Origin of the sequence: Cupriavidus sp. WKF15 (genome assembly GCF_029278605.1) — a bacterium.
In the GTDB taxonomy this organism is placed as follows: domain Bacteria; phylum Pseudomonadota; class Gammaproteobacteria; order Burkholderiales; family Burkholderiaceae; genus Cupriavidus.
Genome location: NZ_CP119573.1, coordinates 1,059,284 through 1,072,108 on the forward strand (window position 1 = coordinate 1,059,284; position 12,825 = coordinate 1,072,108).

A 12,825-nucleotide genomic window follows, 5' to 3' on the forward strand; every position below is an offset into this window, starting at 1 on the left:
TATTACATAGCAGAGGCCTCTCATGGAATTCGATACTGACTGGATGACACTGGGCAAGCATCGCGTGCGGCTTTTATGCGTGCGTGGTTTTCCGACCGAAAAGACGCGCTGCGTGGCGGAGGTCGCACGGCTTGCAATTGAGCACAACCTGAGCGCGGCGGCACGCCTGCTCGAGGTAACGGCGGTCGGGGAAAGTGCCTACACGATTAGTATTGGCACGACCTTCCCCAAGGATAAAGACGCCGCCCTGCCTCTTGAGGTTGCATTGGCCACAGTGTTCGGCCTGAAGCCCGATCGGATCAGCATGGAAATCACGGTGGTCAATCAGGCCGAGGTGGACTTGCATTTCGGCGTCTACGAGCGGATGTTGGCGGAAAAGGTCGGCATCGTCGCGCCGATACATTGACTTATCGAATTGCCATGTGCTGCTGTGATCGGGTGCAATGGTTGACGGCGGCCAAGCAGAGTTCTTCGGCCCGGGAAAGTGGTGCGTCGTCATGGTCCATCTCACGGGCCGAAACCGAGTGAATCGACGTTGGGAACCGATTTACTAAAACTTTCTGATTTAAGGCGTCCGAGGCAATTTTTCGAGGAGGAAGAAAAATGCTCGAAAGATCGCAGCTTGATCAAGCAATCGATCAGATCCACGCGCTCTATGCGGCATTGAGCACGGTTTTGGCGTCAGGCCTCACCGATGAGACCAGAGGCTTCGCCGAAGAGATCTTAAGAGATGCGCGGCCATTCCTCGACGCGCAAGAGCGAAGCACTTAGGCGTATCAAACGGCCGGCGCGAGCCGGCCTTTTTTTACGGAAAGAGCCCTTGCTAGCCAGCTCGTGATCCGTCTCGAGTCCAAGGCGAGATAGGCAAACTCGGTCGTCAGGCTCGGATGCCCTTGTACTGTCGTCGCATCGGGGCAGTCAGTGCGTCGCGGGATCCCCCGCTCCTATTGGCCAGCCGGCGCCTGGTTGTTCCGAACGTTCGACGCCGCACACTGCGAGCTCGCGTGCGCTTACGCGGTGAGCCCCCCGTGGAGTCGAATCGCCTAAGCTATTGTCAGGACAACAACGCCTCGTGAAGGGATCGGTTTGTGCAATCCAGTTAGCGCCATGCTGTGCACTCATGGGCTCAGCATGCGTGCCGACTGGGCAGAACTACCTTTAGATGTTCCGTACGGAACGGGCGCAATATGCAGTGAAATTGTCCAGATTGAAATTATAAATCGGGAGGGGGACATGGTTTCCAATTCACGTTTCGTGCGCAGAGCCCTGCTGGGGCTGTTATCCAGTGTGTTGTCGGTCGTCGCGACCGCCGCCACGCCTACCGAGAACGTCCGCGATGGCAAAGAGCCAGCGCCAGATGCAGACGGCGTGATTCCACAAAAGATCGTGCACCGGACGGCTCCCCCGATAGGGGTGACCATTAATCCGTTTGGTAAGACGCCTCCGTCGGCGTCCATGGGCTACCAGCCGCCTGCCGGTGGTACGAGCTCCAACGCCTATCCGATCCAGTACTACGGCGGTCCGGTCATGGCTTCCATCAGTAAGGTGGTTCTAATCTGGTATGGCAACTGGAATCAGAGCAACAGGACCGATACTCCGACAGGACAGCAGATCATTCGGAACGCGATCTACGGCTTAGGCTACGACGCAGGTATGCAGAATAGCTATGGCTCGTATGCCGATTACTCTGGCGTCACCACTGGCGCCAATGGTATCGGCGGATTCGGGCAGTACACGCAGTCGGTGGCAGGGGGGGTGACGCGCGTGGCGTCTACGACGATCCTCGAGTGCACGCAGCCGACCTCTTTGACCTACGGCGGGAGGACTTTATCGGATTCCGCCGTCCAGTCGCTGGTGAAGGCTGCCGCGAAGTCCTCATGTTCTGGAGGTACGCCCGATGCGAATGCAGTCTATCTAGTGTTGTCCTCGTCTGATATCCGGGAATCCTCCGGATTCCTGACCAAATACTGCGGCTGGCACACCTACACGACAATGTCGACCCCTTCCGGGAACGCGGCAATCAAGTATGGCTTCATCGGCAATCCCTCGAAGTCGATCGGCTCCTGTACTTACCAGACCACCAGTTCGCCCAATAACAACCCCGGCGTGGATGCTATGGTGTCTGTGATCGCCCATGAGCTGGACGAAACCGTCACCGACCCGGAGCTCAACGCTTGGTACAACGCCCTGGGCAGCGAGAACGGTGACATGTGCGCTTGGACCTTTGGATCCAGTCAGGCTCTGCTGTCCAACGGCTCCTACTACAACGTGACTTTGCCGGTGCCGACCACTCCCGTCGTCCCTGGCAACTACAGCGGTCAATACCTGATCCAGCGCGCCTTGGGGGTCAATAATTCGGCGTGCTATGTCAATGCCAACCCGATTATCCAATGAACCGATCGCGCTTCCAGAGGGTCCTATCACCCTTGCGGCGGGTCGACATGGCCCTGGAGTTGACCGACCACCCGCGTGCGCGCATAGGCATGTCGCAGCTACTGCGGCGATGCGGCGGGCAATATGAGGGCTTGTGCGGAACCAAATGGCTCGGAACAACCCTTCTCTGCCGCTGGCGTCACCTGCCGTATAAACGTAGGCCGGACGCGCATTTTTGCGCTTCCTCCCAGAGGCGCTGCGTTAGAAGCCCCGCATCTTCCTCACGCGCCATTGCCGCCGCTTCGCCCGCCCAGAGGATCGAAAAATCACTGTATCCGCCTTTTTCGTACGCGAAGCGAAGCGGATCGACTGCACCGGTTGCCAGTGGAAACGTTGGTGCTGCTGCGCTCATCGGCCCTTGCTCGCGCATGAAGCGCGTCAACAATCCACGTGCCGGGCGACCCGTGTAAAGATTGGTCAGCCGCGTCATGTCGTCACGCGCAGAGCGCAAGGCTGCGCGGTGAATGCCGGACCTGCCAGCCTGAGGCGTCATCAAGTAGGCCGTTCCTAACTGCACTGCACTCGCACCAAGAGCAAAGGCTGCCGCAATCCCCCTGCCGTCCGCAATCGCGCCGGCTGCGATAACAGGGACACCCACTGCGTCCACAACCTGCGGTAGCAGCGCAAATAACCCGGGCTGCGCGTTGATGTCGGTGGTGAGGAACATGCCTCGATGGCCGCCGGCCTCTGCGCCCTGCGCGATGATGGCGTCGACACCGCGACTCTCAAGCCAGCGCGCCTCTTCGACCGTCGTCGCAGAAGACAGAATCATTGCACCGGTATCCCTTGCCCGCGCAAGCAAGCGCTCGTCGGGGAGCCCGAAATGGAAGCTGATCACAGGTGGACGGCATTCTTCGATGACTTCGCACATCGACTCGTCGAAAGGCGCTCTGCCAGGTCCTCTTTGGGCAGCCGACAGACCGAGACCGACTTCCCTGTAATAGGGCGCGAGCAATTCGAGCCATTTCGCGTCACTCTCCTCATCCTGGCTCGGCGAGACGTGGCAGAAGAAATTGACATTGAACGGCGCCGACGTTTCCGCGCGAATTAAAGCGATCTGTTCGCGTAGTTGCGCCGGAGTGAGCGCTGCACAAGCAAGGGAACCCAAGCCACCCGCCTCGCTGACGGCAATAGTGAGAGGGCTCAGAGAACCGACCATCGGAGCTTGAATAAGAGGAATGCGGGAAGAGAGCTTCATTGTTGTTAGCGTGCGCGATCACGGGAGTCTGTTTTCTGCTGCTGCAGCGTGACATACTGTCTCAACGCGGTTGCCGGCTGGGTCAACCAGGAACGCTGCATAGTAGTGAGGGTGGTAATGAAGCCTTAAGCCGGGATTCCCGTCTGAGTTCCCGCCCGCCGCGAGTCCTGCATAGAAAAAAGCATCCACATGCTCACGAGACGGGGCCTTGAAACACCAGTGTCGTTTGTTCGACCCTATTTCTGTGGGGTCAAGATAGACTGCTAAGAAGGTCGATGCCGTATCTTGCGCAGAGCAACGCTCGCCGTAACCGAGTGCAGCGGGTCGGTCATAGACCTTGCATGCACCCAATGCTGTCATGATGGCATCGTAGAAGCGCCGCGCTTCCTGAATATTCGGAACACCGATGGACACATGATCAAGTAATTGCATCGTATGTACTCTCATTGAACTCGCGCCAAAGGCATGGATCGCTGCTTGTTCACCGTGGAGTTGCTATTCCTTGGCTGCTCCAAAACATGCTGCATCCAGAGCGGCTTCCAGCATCCTCCGCGCGTCGTCGCGCCGCTTGCCTGCGAGGCGCTCGGATCCGACGCTCCGTTGCTCAGGGTCATCGACGAGCATTGCATGAATGTCGGCTACCGTCCGAATGCCCCCGCGACTGCCCCATTGGCCCTCCGGAATCTCCGTAGGGAAAACCCAGACGCGCATTGCAACGTCCTCGAACGCGCCATTTTCAGCACGAGCCACGGCCTCTGTGATTGCCCTAACGAGTTTCTTGCGCGACTCGTCGGTGTATTGCCCCTCAGGCACGGTAGGAATGATCCGGTAACGCGGCAACTTCGATAGCTCTCCACCAACGTACACGGCCTCAGGCCGATGAAGATTGAGCACGGTGACGCTCTGCGCAATCCGGTTGTCACGATCGTAGCCTTCCGCTTCGATCAGGATGTTCGACAGTTCCTTGAATAGGCGGGCCTCCGCGTGCGGGGTCAGGGCATCTGCAGGGATCAGCACGTCGATCATTGGCATCGTATTTCTCTCTAATCAGTTGTGTTGATGACGCGATCTTCAGGGTTTACCGGGCACAACGGGAGTGGCAGAATTGCCATTCTTTATGGCATATCGGACACGCGGTGACAACTATCCGGATCTGGGTCTATGACGGAATTCTGGCCTCTGGTGTCGCTGGGCCCATTGACGTTTTCAATGCCGTCAATCATTTGAGCGGTCACAGGTCCACACGGGAGGGCGGTCGTTCCCCAAAATTCAGTTGGCGAGTCGAGTCAATTGACGGCCAACCGGTCAAGGCCGCTTCGGGGCAGATCATTCCGGTGGATGGCAAGATCGATGGGCGCAAGCGCGCAGAAGCAATTTTGCTAACCGCTCCATTTGTCCCCGACATGGACGCTTTCCTTGCTCGCGAGGATCTGTTGAACACTCTGCGATCTGCCATACGTAGCCAGCACAAGGCCGGTGCGGTGGTCGCCGCGTATTGCACTGGTAACTATCTGCTTGCTGAAGCCGGGTTGCTCGACGGCCGCGTTGCAACAACACACTGGGAGAAGTCCGCTGACTTCGCACGGCGTTATCCGCGCGTAAGACTTCGGGTTCAGGAAGTTCTGACCATGCAGGACAGGATTATCTCGAGTGGAGCCGTGACGTCGTATCTCAATCTAGCGGTGCGGCTGGTCGAAATATTTGCTGGCGAGAAACTCGCCGCGATGACTGCAAAGACGCTATTGATCGATACGAACAGGACCGCCCAGGCTTCATATGCGAAGCTCATCGGCGAACATGGGCACGCAGACTCGCTCGTTGCGCGCGCACAGGAGCATATGGAGGCGACGCTCGAAGACGGGCTTCTGCTAAGCGAACTGGCCGCATATCTCGCAGTCAGCGAACGAACACTGAGCCGGAGATTCAAGCAGGCCGTAGGGGTGTCGCCGTTGGCATATCTACAGAATCTCCGCATCGAAGTCGCAAAGGCATTGCTTGAGTCACGACCAATTGGTGTTGACCTGGTTAGCCAGCGCGTTGGGTACGGCGACGTGAGTACCTTTCGACAACTGTTCAAGCGTAAAACCGGACTCTCGCCCCGGGAATATCAACTCCGGTTTGCGCGTACCTCCAGTCCGGTCCACGCATGTAGCTGAAGGTCGCATTCCGGTTCGAAGCCCGGAGTATGCGGAAACCTGGCCATGAAAGTCGATCACCGTGGTTGTGCCATTTCCGGCTGGCGGCGGTGCCGATCTGGTGGTTCGCTCTGGCGCTATTACATCAAGGCACACAAGATTGCCGCCATTGCCGTGACCGGACCACGGAAGCTGCTGTGAGCGTCAACGACGGTTTGAGATAACTAATTGATCTGTAAGCGGTTTCCACGATTGTGACGTCCAGCACAGTTGTTCATAGGGAACCGTTTGGACCATCTGCACTCCATCGCACCGCGCACCATCGCGGCGCACGATGCCCGCTTTGCGGGCCGCCAGGCAATTCAGGGTGATGTTCGCGCCCCTCTTTGGTTACAAATCTTGCATACAAGCATGGCATACCACTTGCTCATGTGGTTGCCGTGAACGCTACGACTGAAAACTCCCCTGCTGACATTGCCAATCGCATCACGGAGGCAATGCTTGGCCAGAAGCTGCTCCCCGGCTCCCGCCTTGGCGAGCAGGAACTTGCCACGTTGTTTGGCGTGAGCCGGACGCTGGTGCGTGAAGCATTGTCGCGGCTGGCGGCGCGCGGCATGGTAACCGTCAGCGCGCGACGCGGCTGGTTCCTGGTGGAACCCGGCACTGACGACATCCGCTCGGCGTTCGACGCCCGCCGCATTATCGAAACCGGGTTGCTGCGCGAAGTCAGCCCGGATCGGCCGGCGAGTGCGCAGGCTATTCATTCGCTCAAGGTTCATATCGCGCGCGAAAAGGCCGCGCTCCATGGCGACGACGCCAGCATGCGCAGCTTCCTGCTGGGCGATTTTCACGTTTGCCTGTGCGCATCATTGGGGTATGGCCTGCTGGTGGATACGCTGCGTGACCTGACCGCGCGTACGACGCTGGTGGCCAGTCGCAACCAGTCCGCCGCCGATGCCGGCCGCTCATGCGGCCAGCACGAAGACATCGTCAATGCGCTTGCGCAAGGCGATGGCGCGCTGGCCGCGCGGCTGATGGCCGAACACCTTGGCGAGGTGCATACGAGTCTCGATGCCGTTGGCCCTGCCGATCCGCTCGCACACCTGCGCCGCGCGCTGGCACCCGTCGATTCGGCACGCGTTCCGCATTCCGCATCACCCGCCGCGGAAGTTTCCGCGGATCACCCATTCCCATCCCGAACCTGAGGAAACACGCGATGTTCCATGCCCTGTCCCAATCCAAGTTGTCCCGTCGCGGCCTGATGTGTGCACTGCTGGCCGGTTTTTGTGCGGCTGTGCTACCGGCGCAGGCCGATACGCTCGCCGACATCACCAAGGCCGGCGTACTGCGCGTGGCCGTGCCGCAGGATTTCCCGCCGTTCGGCTCGGTGGGGGCCGATATGGCTCCGCAGGGTCTCGATATCGACGTGGCCGCGCTGGTGGCAAAGAAGATGGGTGTAAAGCTGCAGCTGGTGCCGGTGACCAGCACCAACCGTGTGCCGTATCTGCAGACGCGCAAGGTAGACCTGGTGATTTCGAGCATGGGAAAGAATCCCGAGCGCGAGAAGGTGGTCGATTTCTCTGAGGCCTATGCGCCGTTCTTCAACGGCGTGTTCGGGCCGGCGGATCTTGCCGTAAAAAGCGCGGCCGATCTGGCGGGCAAGACCGTTGGCGTCACGCGCGGTGCCGTGGAAGACCTGGAACTGAGCAAGATCGCGCCGGCCAGCGCGAACATCAAGCGCTATGAAGACAACAACGCCACGATCTCGGCCTTCCTGTCGGGGCAGGTGCAACTGATTGCTACCGGCAACGTGGTGGCCTCGGCGCTGATCGCCAAGCATCCGCCCAAGGCGCCCGAGACCAAGTTCCTGATCAAGAATTCACCGTGCTTCATCGGCATGAACAAGGGCGAAAAGGCGCTGCAGGACAAGGTCAATGCCATCCTGGCCGAAGCCAAGAAGGATGGCTCCCTGAACACGCTGTCGATCAAGTGGCTGCTGCGTCCGCTACCGGCGCAGCTCTGACGCGTACCGTCCGGAAGCAAGCATGGCTTACTCGTTCGAATTCGTGTCGGTGCTGGATTACACCGACGTGTTGCTGAAAGGCATTGCGGTCACGGCGCAGCTCACGCTGACGGGCGGCGTGCTTGGCGTGGCCGTTGCGGTGGCTGGTGCCTGGGCCAAGACCCAGGGCCCCGCCTGGCTGCGCGCGATGGTCAGCACCTATGTGGAGCTGATCCGGAATACGCCGTTCCTGATCCAGCTGTTCTTCATCTTCTTTGGTCTGCCCAGCCTGGGCGTGCACCTGCCTGAAATGGTGGCGGCATCGCTGGCGATGGTTATCAACCTGGGCGCCTACGGTACGGAGATCGTGCGCGCCGGCCTGGTGGCTACGCCGCGCGGGCAGTTCGAAGCCGGCGCCAGCCTGGCCATGTCACCGTTCCAGGTGTTCCGGCATGTGGTGCTGCGCCCCGCATTGCAGAAGATCTGGCCGGCGCTGTCGAGCCAGATTGTCATCGTGATGCTGGGGTCCGCGGTCTGTTCGCAGATCGCGGCGCAAGACCTGACCTATGCGGCCAATTTCATCCAGGGACGCAACTTCCGCGCTTTCGAGGTGTATCTGGTCAGCACCGCGATCTATCTGCTGCTCGCCATCTTGCTGCGTCAGCTACTCCGCGGCATTGGCCGCCAGCTTTTTGCGAGGAGCGCGGGATGATCGAGTTTTCGTTGTGGGATATCGTCCGCAACCTGCTGCTGGCGGCGCGCTGGACGGTGCTGCTGTCATTGGTCGCGTTTGTGGGCGGTGGCATCGTTGGCCTGCTCGTGCTGTTGATGCGTACCGGCAAGCGCCCGATGGCACGGCGTCTGACGCAGGCCTATATCGAGCTTTTCCAGGGCACGCCGCTGCTGATGCAGCTGTTTCTCGCCTTCTTCGGACTTGCGCTGTTCGGCATCGAGGTGCCGGCGTGGCTGGCCGCCGGGGTGGCGTTGACGCTGTGGACGTCGGCCTTCCTTGCCGAAATCTGGCGCGGCTGCGTGGAAGCCATACCGCGCGGCCAGTGGGAAGCCTCAGGCAGCCTGGCCATGAACTACGTACAGCAGATGCGTCACGTGATCCTGCCGCAGGCCCTGCGGATTGCCGTGGCACCGACCGTTGGCTTTGGCGTCCAGGTCATCAAGGGCACGGCGTTGGCGTCGATCATCGGCTTCACCGAGCTGTCCAAGGCGGGCACGATGATTGTAAATGCCACATTCCAACCCTTTACCGTATATGCCGCCGTGGCACTGATGTACTTCGCGCTGTGCTGGCCGCTTTCGCAATACAGCAAGATGCTGGAGAGGAAATTCCATGCCGCTCATCACCATTGATCAGGTTCGCAAGTCGTTTGGCAGTAACGAGGTCCTGAAGGGCGTATCGCTTTCCGTTGAGCCAGGCGAGGTCATCGCCATCATCGGCAAGAGTGGCTCGGGAAAGAGCACGCTGCTGCGTTGTATCAACGGGCTGGAGAGCATTGATTCAGGTGCCATCACGGTGGCGGGCGCCCACCTGGCTGACAGCGAGCTGCAATTGCGTGCACTGCGGTTGAAGGTGGGTATGATTTTCCAGCAGTTCAATCTGTTTCCGCACCTGAGCGCCGGCCGCAACGTGATGCTGTCGCCGATGATCGTCAAGGGCGTGCCGGAGGTCCAGGCCCGTGAGCTGGCCGAGCTGAACCTGGCACGGGTCGGGCTTTCCGCGAAGTTCGATGCGTATCCGGACCAACTGTCTGGCGGACAGCAGCAACGTGTCGCCATCGCCCGCGCGCTAGCCATGCAGCCGATCGCGCTGCTATGCGACGAGATTACGTCGGCGCTGGACCCGGAACTCGTCAACGAGGTACTGCAGGTGGTGCGGGGACTGGCCGCCGAAGGTATGACGTTGCTGATGGTGACGCATGAGATGCGCTTCGCGCGCGAGGTGTGCGATCGAGTGGTATTCATGCATCAGGGCAAGGTCCACGAGATCGGCGCGCCCGATGAAGTGTTCAGCCAGCCACAGACGCCCGAACTGCAACAGTTCCTTGGGATGGTCGAGGCCTGACAGGCTACGCAACAGCCCGCGCCGAGGGCTTCATCTCGCGCTGATCTGGGCCCACGTTGATCGTTAAGCCGCGGGGAACAGGCAGTACCTGCTCCCCGCTCATCACGCGGCGATCAGTCCCCGGCGCGCTCGGGGACCGGTAGCTGTACCCACTCCTTATAGAAGGCCTCGATGTCCGGCTCGAAGTCATGGATCACCGGATACCATGGCGTGGGCGCCTCGACGTCGTGCATGGTGCCGCAGGCCGGGCAGTAGTACTCGCGATATACCTGCCACTGGGTGTCCGGGGCCATCAGCTTGGGGTAGACCTCCGTCATTGCTTCCTCGGTGTCGCGCACGTAGATCGAGGCATGCAGCTTCCAGTTCTCGCGGTAGTCGCAGAACTCGTGGCCGCAGTCGCACTTGACCACCCACTTCTTGCTCGCGGCCGATTGCACGATAAACATGTGCGGGCCAAGCGGGAGCACGATGCGGTCCGGGAAGCTCACCTTGGCTTGCAGGGCCGCCAGGTACTGCTCGAAGCGGCTGTCATCCTTGGGCATCGAGAGCATGCGGAAGGTGGTTTCCCAGTCCAGGGAACCTTCGACGAGGTGGGCAACCTGTTCATTGGTGTAGGCAGACATTGTTCAGCTCCTGGATTCGGTGATTACTCTTCGACCTGGACGACGGTGGTGACGTCGGGCAGCAGGGAGAGGTCCATGCGGTGCTTGGCGCCGTAGGACGGCACGCCCAGTTCTTCCTCCGGCAACTGCCAGTCCGCGGGAAGATTCCAGAATTCCTTGAATTCCCGCGTGAACTTCTCCGACAGTGCGAAGCTGGTGGCAAACATGTGTTGCACCTGCACGGACGCGTGCTTGTTGAGGATGCGTTCGCGCTCTTCCTTCATCCATTCGCGGGTTGGCAGGGAGCGGGCCAGGCGCTCCTTGCGGATCTCGGCACGGCGGGCCTGGGTCTTGCCTGCATCGACCGTGAACACGCCCTTGGCGTCCTGGGTGAAGACGGCGCCATAGACCTTCTGGGCATACTCCGGCAGCAGGAATTTCTGGTTGAGGTCCGCCTCGATGGCTTTCGGATCCCGATCGATCGGATCGCCGAAGCCCGGGCCCCCGCGCAGGTAGTTGAGGTACAGGTCGTGGTTGGCGTAGCAGTCCTCGGTGGTGATGCACTGCTTGTCACGCTTGACCACGGCAGTGGCATCGATGTGGCGCTCGTAATCCGGCTTGCCCGGATCGATGTCGCCGCCCAGAGGCAAGGAATCGCCAATGGCGATGCGCTTGTCCAGCCCTGTCTTGTGTGCCTCAAAGCGGTAGCCGGTGGCGGAAGGGTAGCCGCCCATCATGCCCCAGTCGCTGTTCATGAACCCGTTGCCCATGAAGAACATGGTCCAGTCCTGGGCGTTCCACACCATGCGCAGCGTCTCGAAGCCGCAACCGCCACGGTACTTGCCGTAGCCACCGGAGTTGGCCTTGACGTTCCGGCCGAGGTAGAGCAGAGGCTCTGCCATCTCCCAGATCTCGATATCGCCCATATCGCCTTCCGGGTTCCAGATGGCGGCGGCGTGGTTGAGGCCGTCCTTGACAGCGCAGGCGCCCGTGCCGCACGAACTGGCCTCGAAGCTGTTGACCGCGTGGATCTCGCCGTCCTGGTTGATGCCGCCACCCTGCAGCCAGTTGGAGGTGTTGGCGTTTCCGGCGTTGACCTCTTCCAGATAGCCACGGCTGAAATAGGACTGGGACAGGCCGCGCCACAGCGCCGCCCAGCCGGAGACCAGGAAGTGCCAGGCGTAGGCGTGGCCGGTGCGGCGGTCATCCGGATTGCACCAGGTGCCCTTTGGCAGGCGAAACTCGGTGGCGAAGTAGGCGCCGTCGTTGATGCGCTGTGTGGGCACCAGGGTCTGGCACATCATCACCCAGATTCCGGAAGTGAATGCGACCTGATGGGCGTTGAAGGTGTGCCAGCCCCAGCGGCTCGCGCCCTCGAAGTCCAGGCGCCACTTGCCGTCCGGCCTGATGGTCATCTCCACCGGCGAGTGCATGATGGAGTCCAGCTTGGCGAAGGCGTTGGAGACCTGCACGTCGTCATGCTTGTAAGGCACGTCGACAAAGGAGACCTTGCGGTACTTGCCTGGCAGGGTCATGGCCTTGATGCGGCTCTGCAGTCCGCGGCGGCCTTCTTCGATGACCTCGAAGGCAAACTTCTCGTAGGCTTCGATGCCGTCGGCGCGGATCACTTCCTCCACCAGCTCGCGGATCATGTGGCAGCCGGCGATGCGGGTCTTTTCGTCGAGGATCCAGTACTTGGGCGTGCGCACCGAGCGCTGGGACTCGTGCAGCCAGTCACGCAGCGGCTCGTCGTTCACCCCGGTCTTGCGGCAGGTGATCATATAGCCGTCGCCGAAGCGCTGGGTCTGGCCGGTGGACATCGAGCCCGGCGTCACCGAGCCGGTGTCGATGACGTGCGTGACGCCGCCGACCCAGCCGATCAGCCGGCCTTGCCAGAAGATCGGGACGATGGTGGCGATATCGCAGGGGTGGACGTTGCCGATGGCGCAGTCATTGGTCGTGAACATGTCGCCGGGATTGATGCCGGGGTTGGCTTCCCAGTTGTTCTCGATCATGTACTTGATTGCCGCGCCCATGGTGCCGACGTGGATGATGATCCCGGTCGAGGTCAGGACGCAGTCGCCGGCGGCGTTGTAAAGCGTGAAACAGAGTTCGCCTTCCTGCTCGACGATGGGGCTGGCGGCGATCTTCTTGGCGGTTTCGCGAGCGTGTACCAGGCCGCCCCGCAGCTTGGAGAACAGCTTCTCGTAGCCGATCGGGTCGCTGTCCCGGAATTCCAGCTTCCTGAGGCCGTTGTAGTGGCCGGTGGCCTTGGTGCGGTCAATGATGCCGTCGCGGTACTGCTTGAGCGTCTGGCCGTTCTGCAGCAGGTCGGCGAAGCCGACTTCTTTATTGCTCATCATGTTCATGGCTTGTCT

Annotated in this window: 15 protein-coding genes; 10 read left to right on the forward strand and 5 right to left on the reverse strand. The window is 60.6% G+C overall.

All coding sequences use genetic code 11. The features are described 5' to 3' along the window. The first annotated feature begins 22 nt into the window (after nt 1-22). The 3 genes from CupriaWKF_RS22185 to CupriaWKF_RS22195 all read left to right on the forward strand — a co-directional run bounded on the left by CupriaWKF_RS22185 (nt 23) and on the right by CupriaWKF_RS22195 (nt 2,394). Nucleotides 23-406, forward strand: a complete 384-nt coding sequence (locus tag CupriaWKF_RS22185; RefSeq protein ID WP_276102901.1) for a hypothetical protein — start codon at nt 23-25, stop codon at nt 404-406. Between the two features lie 197 nt (nt 407-603). Next, nucleotides 604-771 carry a hypothetical protein gene (locus CupriaWKF_RS22190; RefSeq protein WP_276102902.1) on the forward strand — a complete coding sequence of 56 codons (168 nt, stop codon included), beginning with the start codon at nt 604-606 and terminating at the stop codon, nt 769-771. A 462-nt stretch (nt 772-1,233) separates the two neighbouring features. Next, the gene (locus tag CupriaWKF_RS22195; protein ID WP_276102903.1) at nt 1,234-2,394 is read left to right on the forward strand and encodes a hypothetical protein; all 1,161 of its coding nucleotides are present in this window, start codon (nt 1,234-1,236) and stop codon (nt 2,392-2,394) included. A gap of 178 nt (nt 2,395-2,572) precedes the next feature. Here the strand turns inward: CupriaWKF_RS22195 and CupriaWKF_RS22200 are convergent, their stop codons facing one another. The 3 genes from CupriaWKF_RS22200 to CupriaWKF_RS22210 all read right to left on the reverse strand — a co-directional run bounded on the left by CupriaWKF_RS22200 (nt 2,573) and on the right by CupriaWKF_RS22210 (nt 4,663). Beyond that, entirely contained in the window at nt 2,573-3,631 is a 1,059-nt protein-coding gene (locus CupriaWKF_RS22200; protein ID WP_276102904.1) for a nitronate monooxygenase, read from the reverse strand. A gap of 18 nt (nt 3,632-3,649) precedes the next feature. Then, the gene (locus tag CupriaWKF_RS22205) at nt 3,650-4,063 is read right to left on the reverse strand and encodes a VOC family protein (protein ID WP_276102905.1); all 414 of its coding nucleotides are present in this window, start codon (nt 4,061-4,063) and stop codon (nt 3,650-3,652) included. Between the two features lie 63 nt (nt 4,064-4,126). Beyond that, the gene (locus CupriaWKF_RS22210) at nt 4,127-4,663 is read right to left on the reverse strand and encodes a Tautomerase enzyme (protein WP_276102906.1); all 537 of its coding nucleotides are present in this window, start codon (nt 4,661-4,663) and stop codon (nt 4,127-4,129) included. On the opposite strand from CupriaWKF_RS22210, the gene CupriaWKF_RS22215 reads away from it, so the two are divergent. The 7 genes from CupriaWKF_RS22215 to CupriaWKF_RS22245 all read left to right on the forward strand — a co-directional run bounded on the left by CupriaWKF_RS22215 (nt 4,657) and on the right by CupriaWKF_RS22245 (nt 9,845). Next, nucleotides 4,657-5,787: a helix-turn-helix domain-containing protein gene (locus CupriaWKF_RS22215; RefSeq protein ID WP_346348625.1), complete on the forward strand. Its 1,131-nt coding sequence runs from the start codon at nt 4,657-4,659 to the stop codon at nt 5,785-5,787. The genes CupriaWKF_RS22210 and CupriaWKF_RS22215 overlap by 7 nt on opposite strands. Nucleotides 5,788-5,832: 45 nt before the next feature. Then, nucleotides 5,833-5,967, forward strand: coding sequence for a hypothetical protein (locus tag CupriaWKF_RS22220; RefSeq protein WP_276102907.1), 135 nt, complete (start codon nt 5,833-5,835; stop codon nt 5,965-5,967). Between the two features lie 239 nt (nt 5,968-6,206). Beyond that, nucleotides 6,207-6,971, forward strand: coding sequence for a GntR family transcriptional regulator (locus CupriaWKF_RS22225; RefSeq protein ID WP_276102908.1), 765 nt, complete (start codon nt 6,207-6,209; stop codon nt 6,969-6,971). A 56-nt stretch (nt 6,972-7,027) separates the two neighbouring features. Continuing rightward, nucleotides 7,028-7,789, forward strand: a complete 762-nt coding sequence (locus CupriaWKF_RS22230) for a transporter substrate-binding domain-containing protein (protein WP_276103162.1) — start codon at nt 7,028-7,030, stop codon at nt 7,787-7,789. Between the two features lie 22 nt (nt 7,790-7,811). Next, nucleotides 7,812-8,480, forward strand: a complete 669-nt coding sequence (locus CupriaWKF_RS22235) for an amino acid ABC transporter permease (protein ID WP_276102909.1) — start codon at nt 7,812-7,814, stop codon at nt 8,478-8,480. Next, nucleotides 8,477-9,133, forward strand: a complete 657-nt coding sequence (locus CupriaWKF_RS22240) for an amino acid ABC transporter permease (RefSeq protein WP_276102910.1) — start codon at nt 8,477-8,479, stop codon at nt 9,131-9,133. Before CupriaWKF_RS22235 ends, CupriaWKF_RS22240 begins: the two co-directional genes overlap by 4 nt. Next, a complete protein-coding gene (locus tag CupriaWKF_RS22245) occupies nt 9,114-9,845 on the forward strand; it encodes an amino acid ABC transporter ATP-binding protein (RefSeq protein ID WP_276102911.1) in 732 nt (243 codons plus the stop codon). Before CupriaWKF_RS22240 ends, CupriaWKF_RS22245 begins: the two co-directional genes overlap by 20 nt. Nucleotides 9,846-9,958: 113 nt before the next feature. Here the strand turns inward: CupriaWKF_RS22245 and CupriaWKF_RS22250 are convergent, their stop codons facing one another. Both CupriaWKF_RS22250 and CupriaWKF_RS22255 read right to left on the reverse strand, forming a co-directional pair. Next, a complete protein-coding gene (locus CupriaWKF_RS22250) occupies nt 9,959-10,468 on the reverse strand; it encodes an acetone carboxylase subunit gamma (protein ID WP_276102912.1) in 510 nt (169 codons plus the stop codon). Nucleotides 10,469-10,491: 23 nt separating this feature from the next. Beyond that, a complete protein-coding gene (locus CupriaWKF_RS22255) occupies nt 10,492-12,816 on the reverse strand; it encodes a hydantoinase B/oxoprolinase family protein (protein WP_276102913.1) in 2,325 nt (774 codons plus the stop codon). Nucleotides 12,817-12,825: the final 9 nt, after the last annotated feature.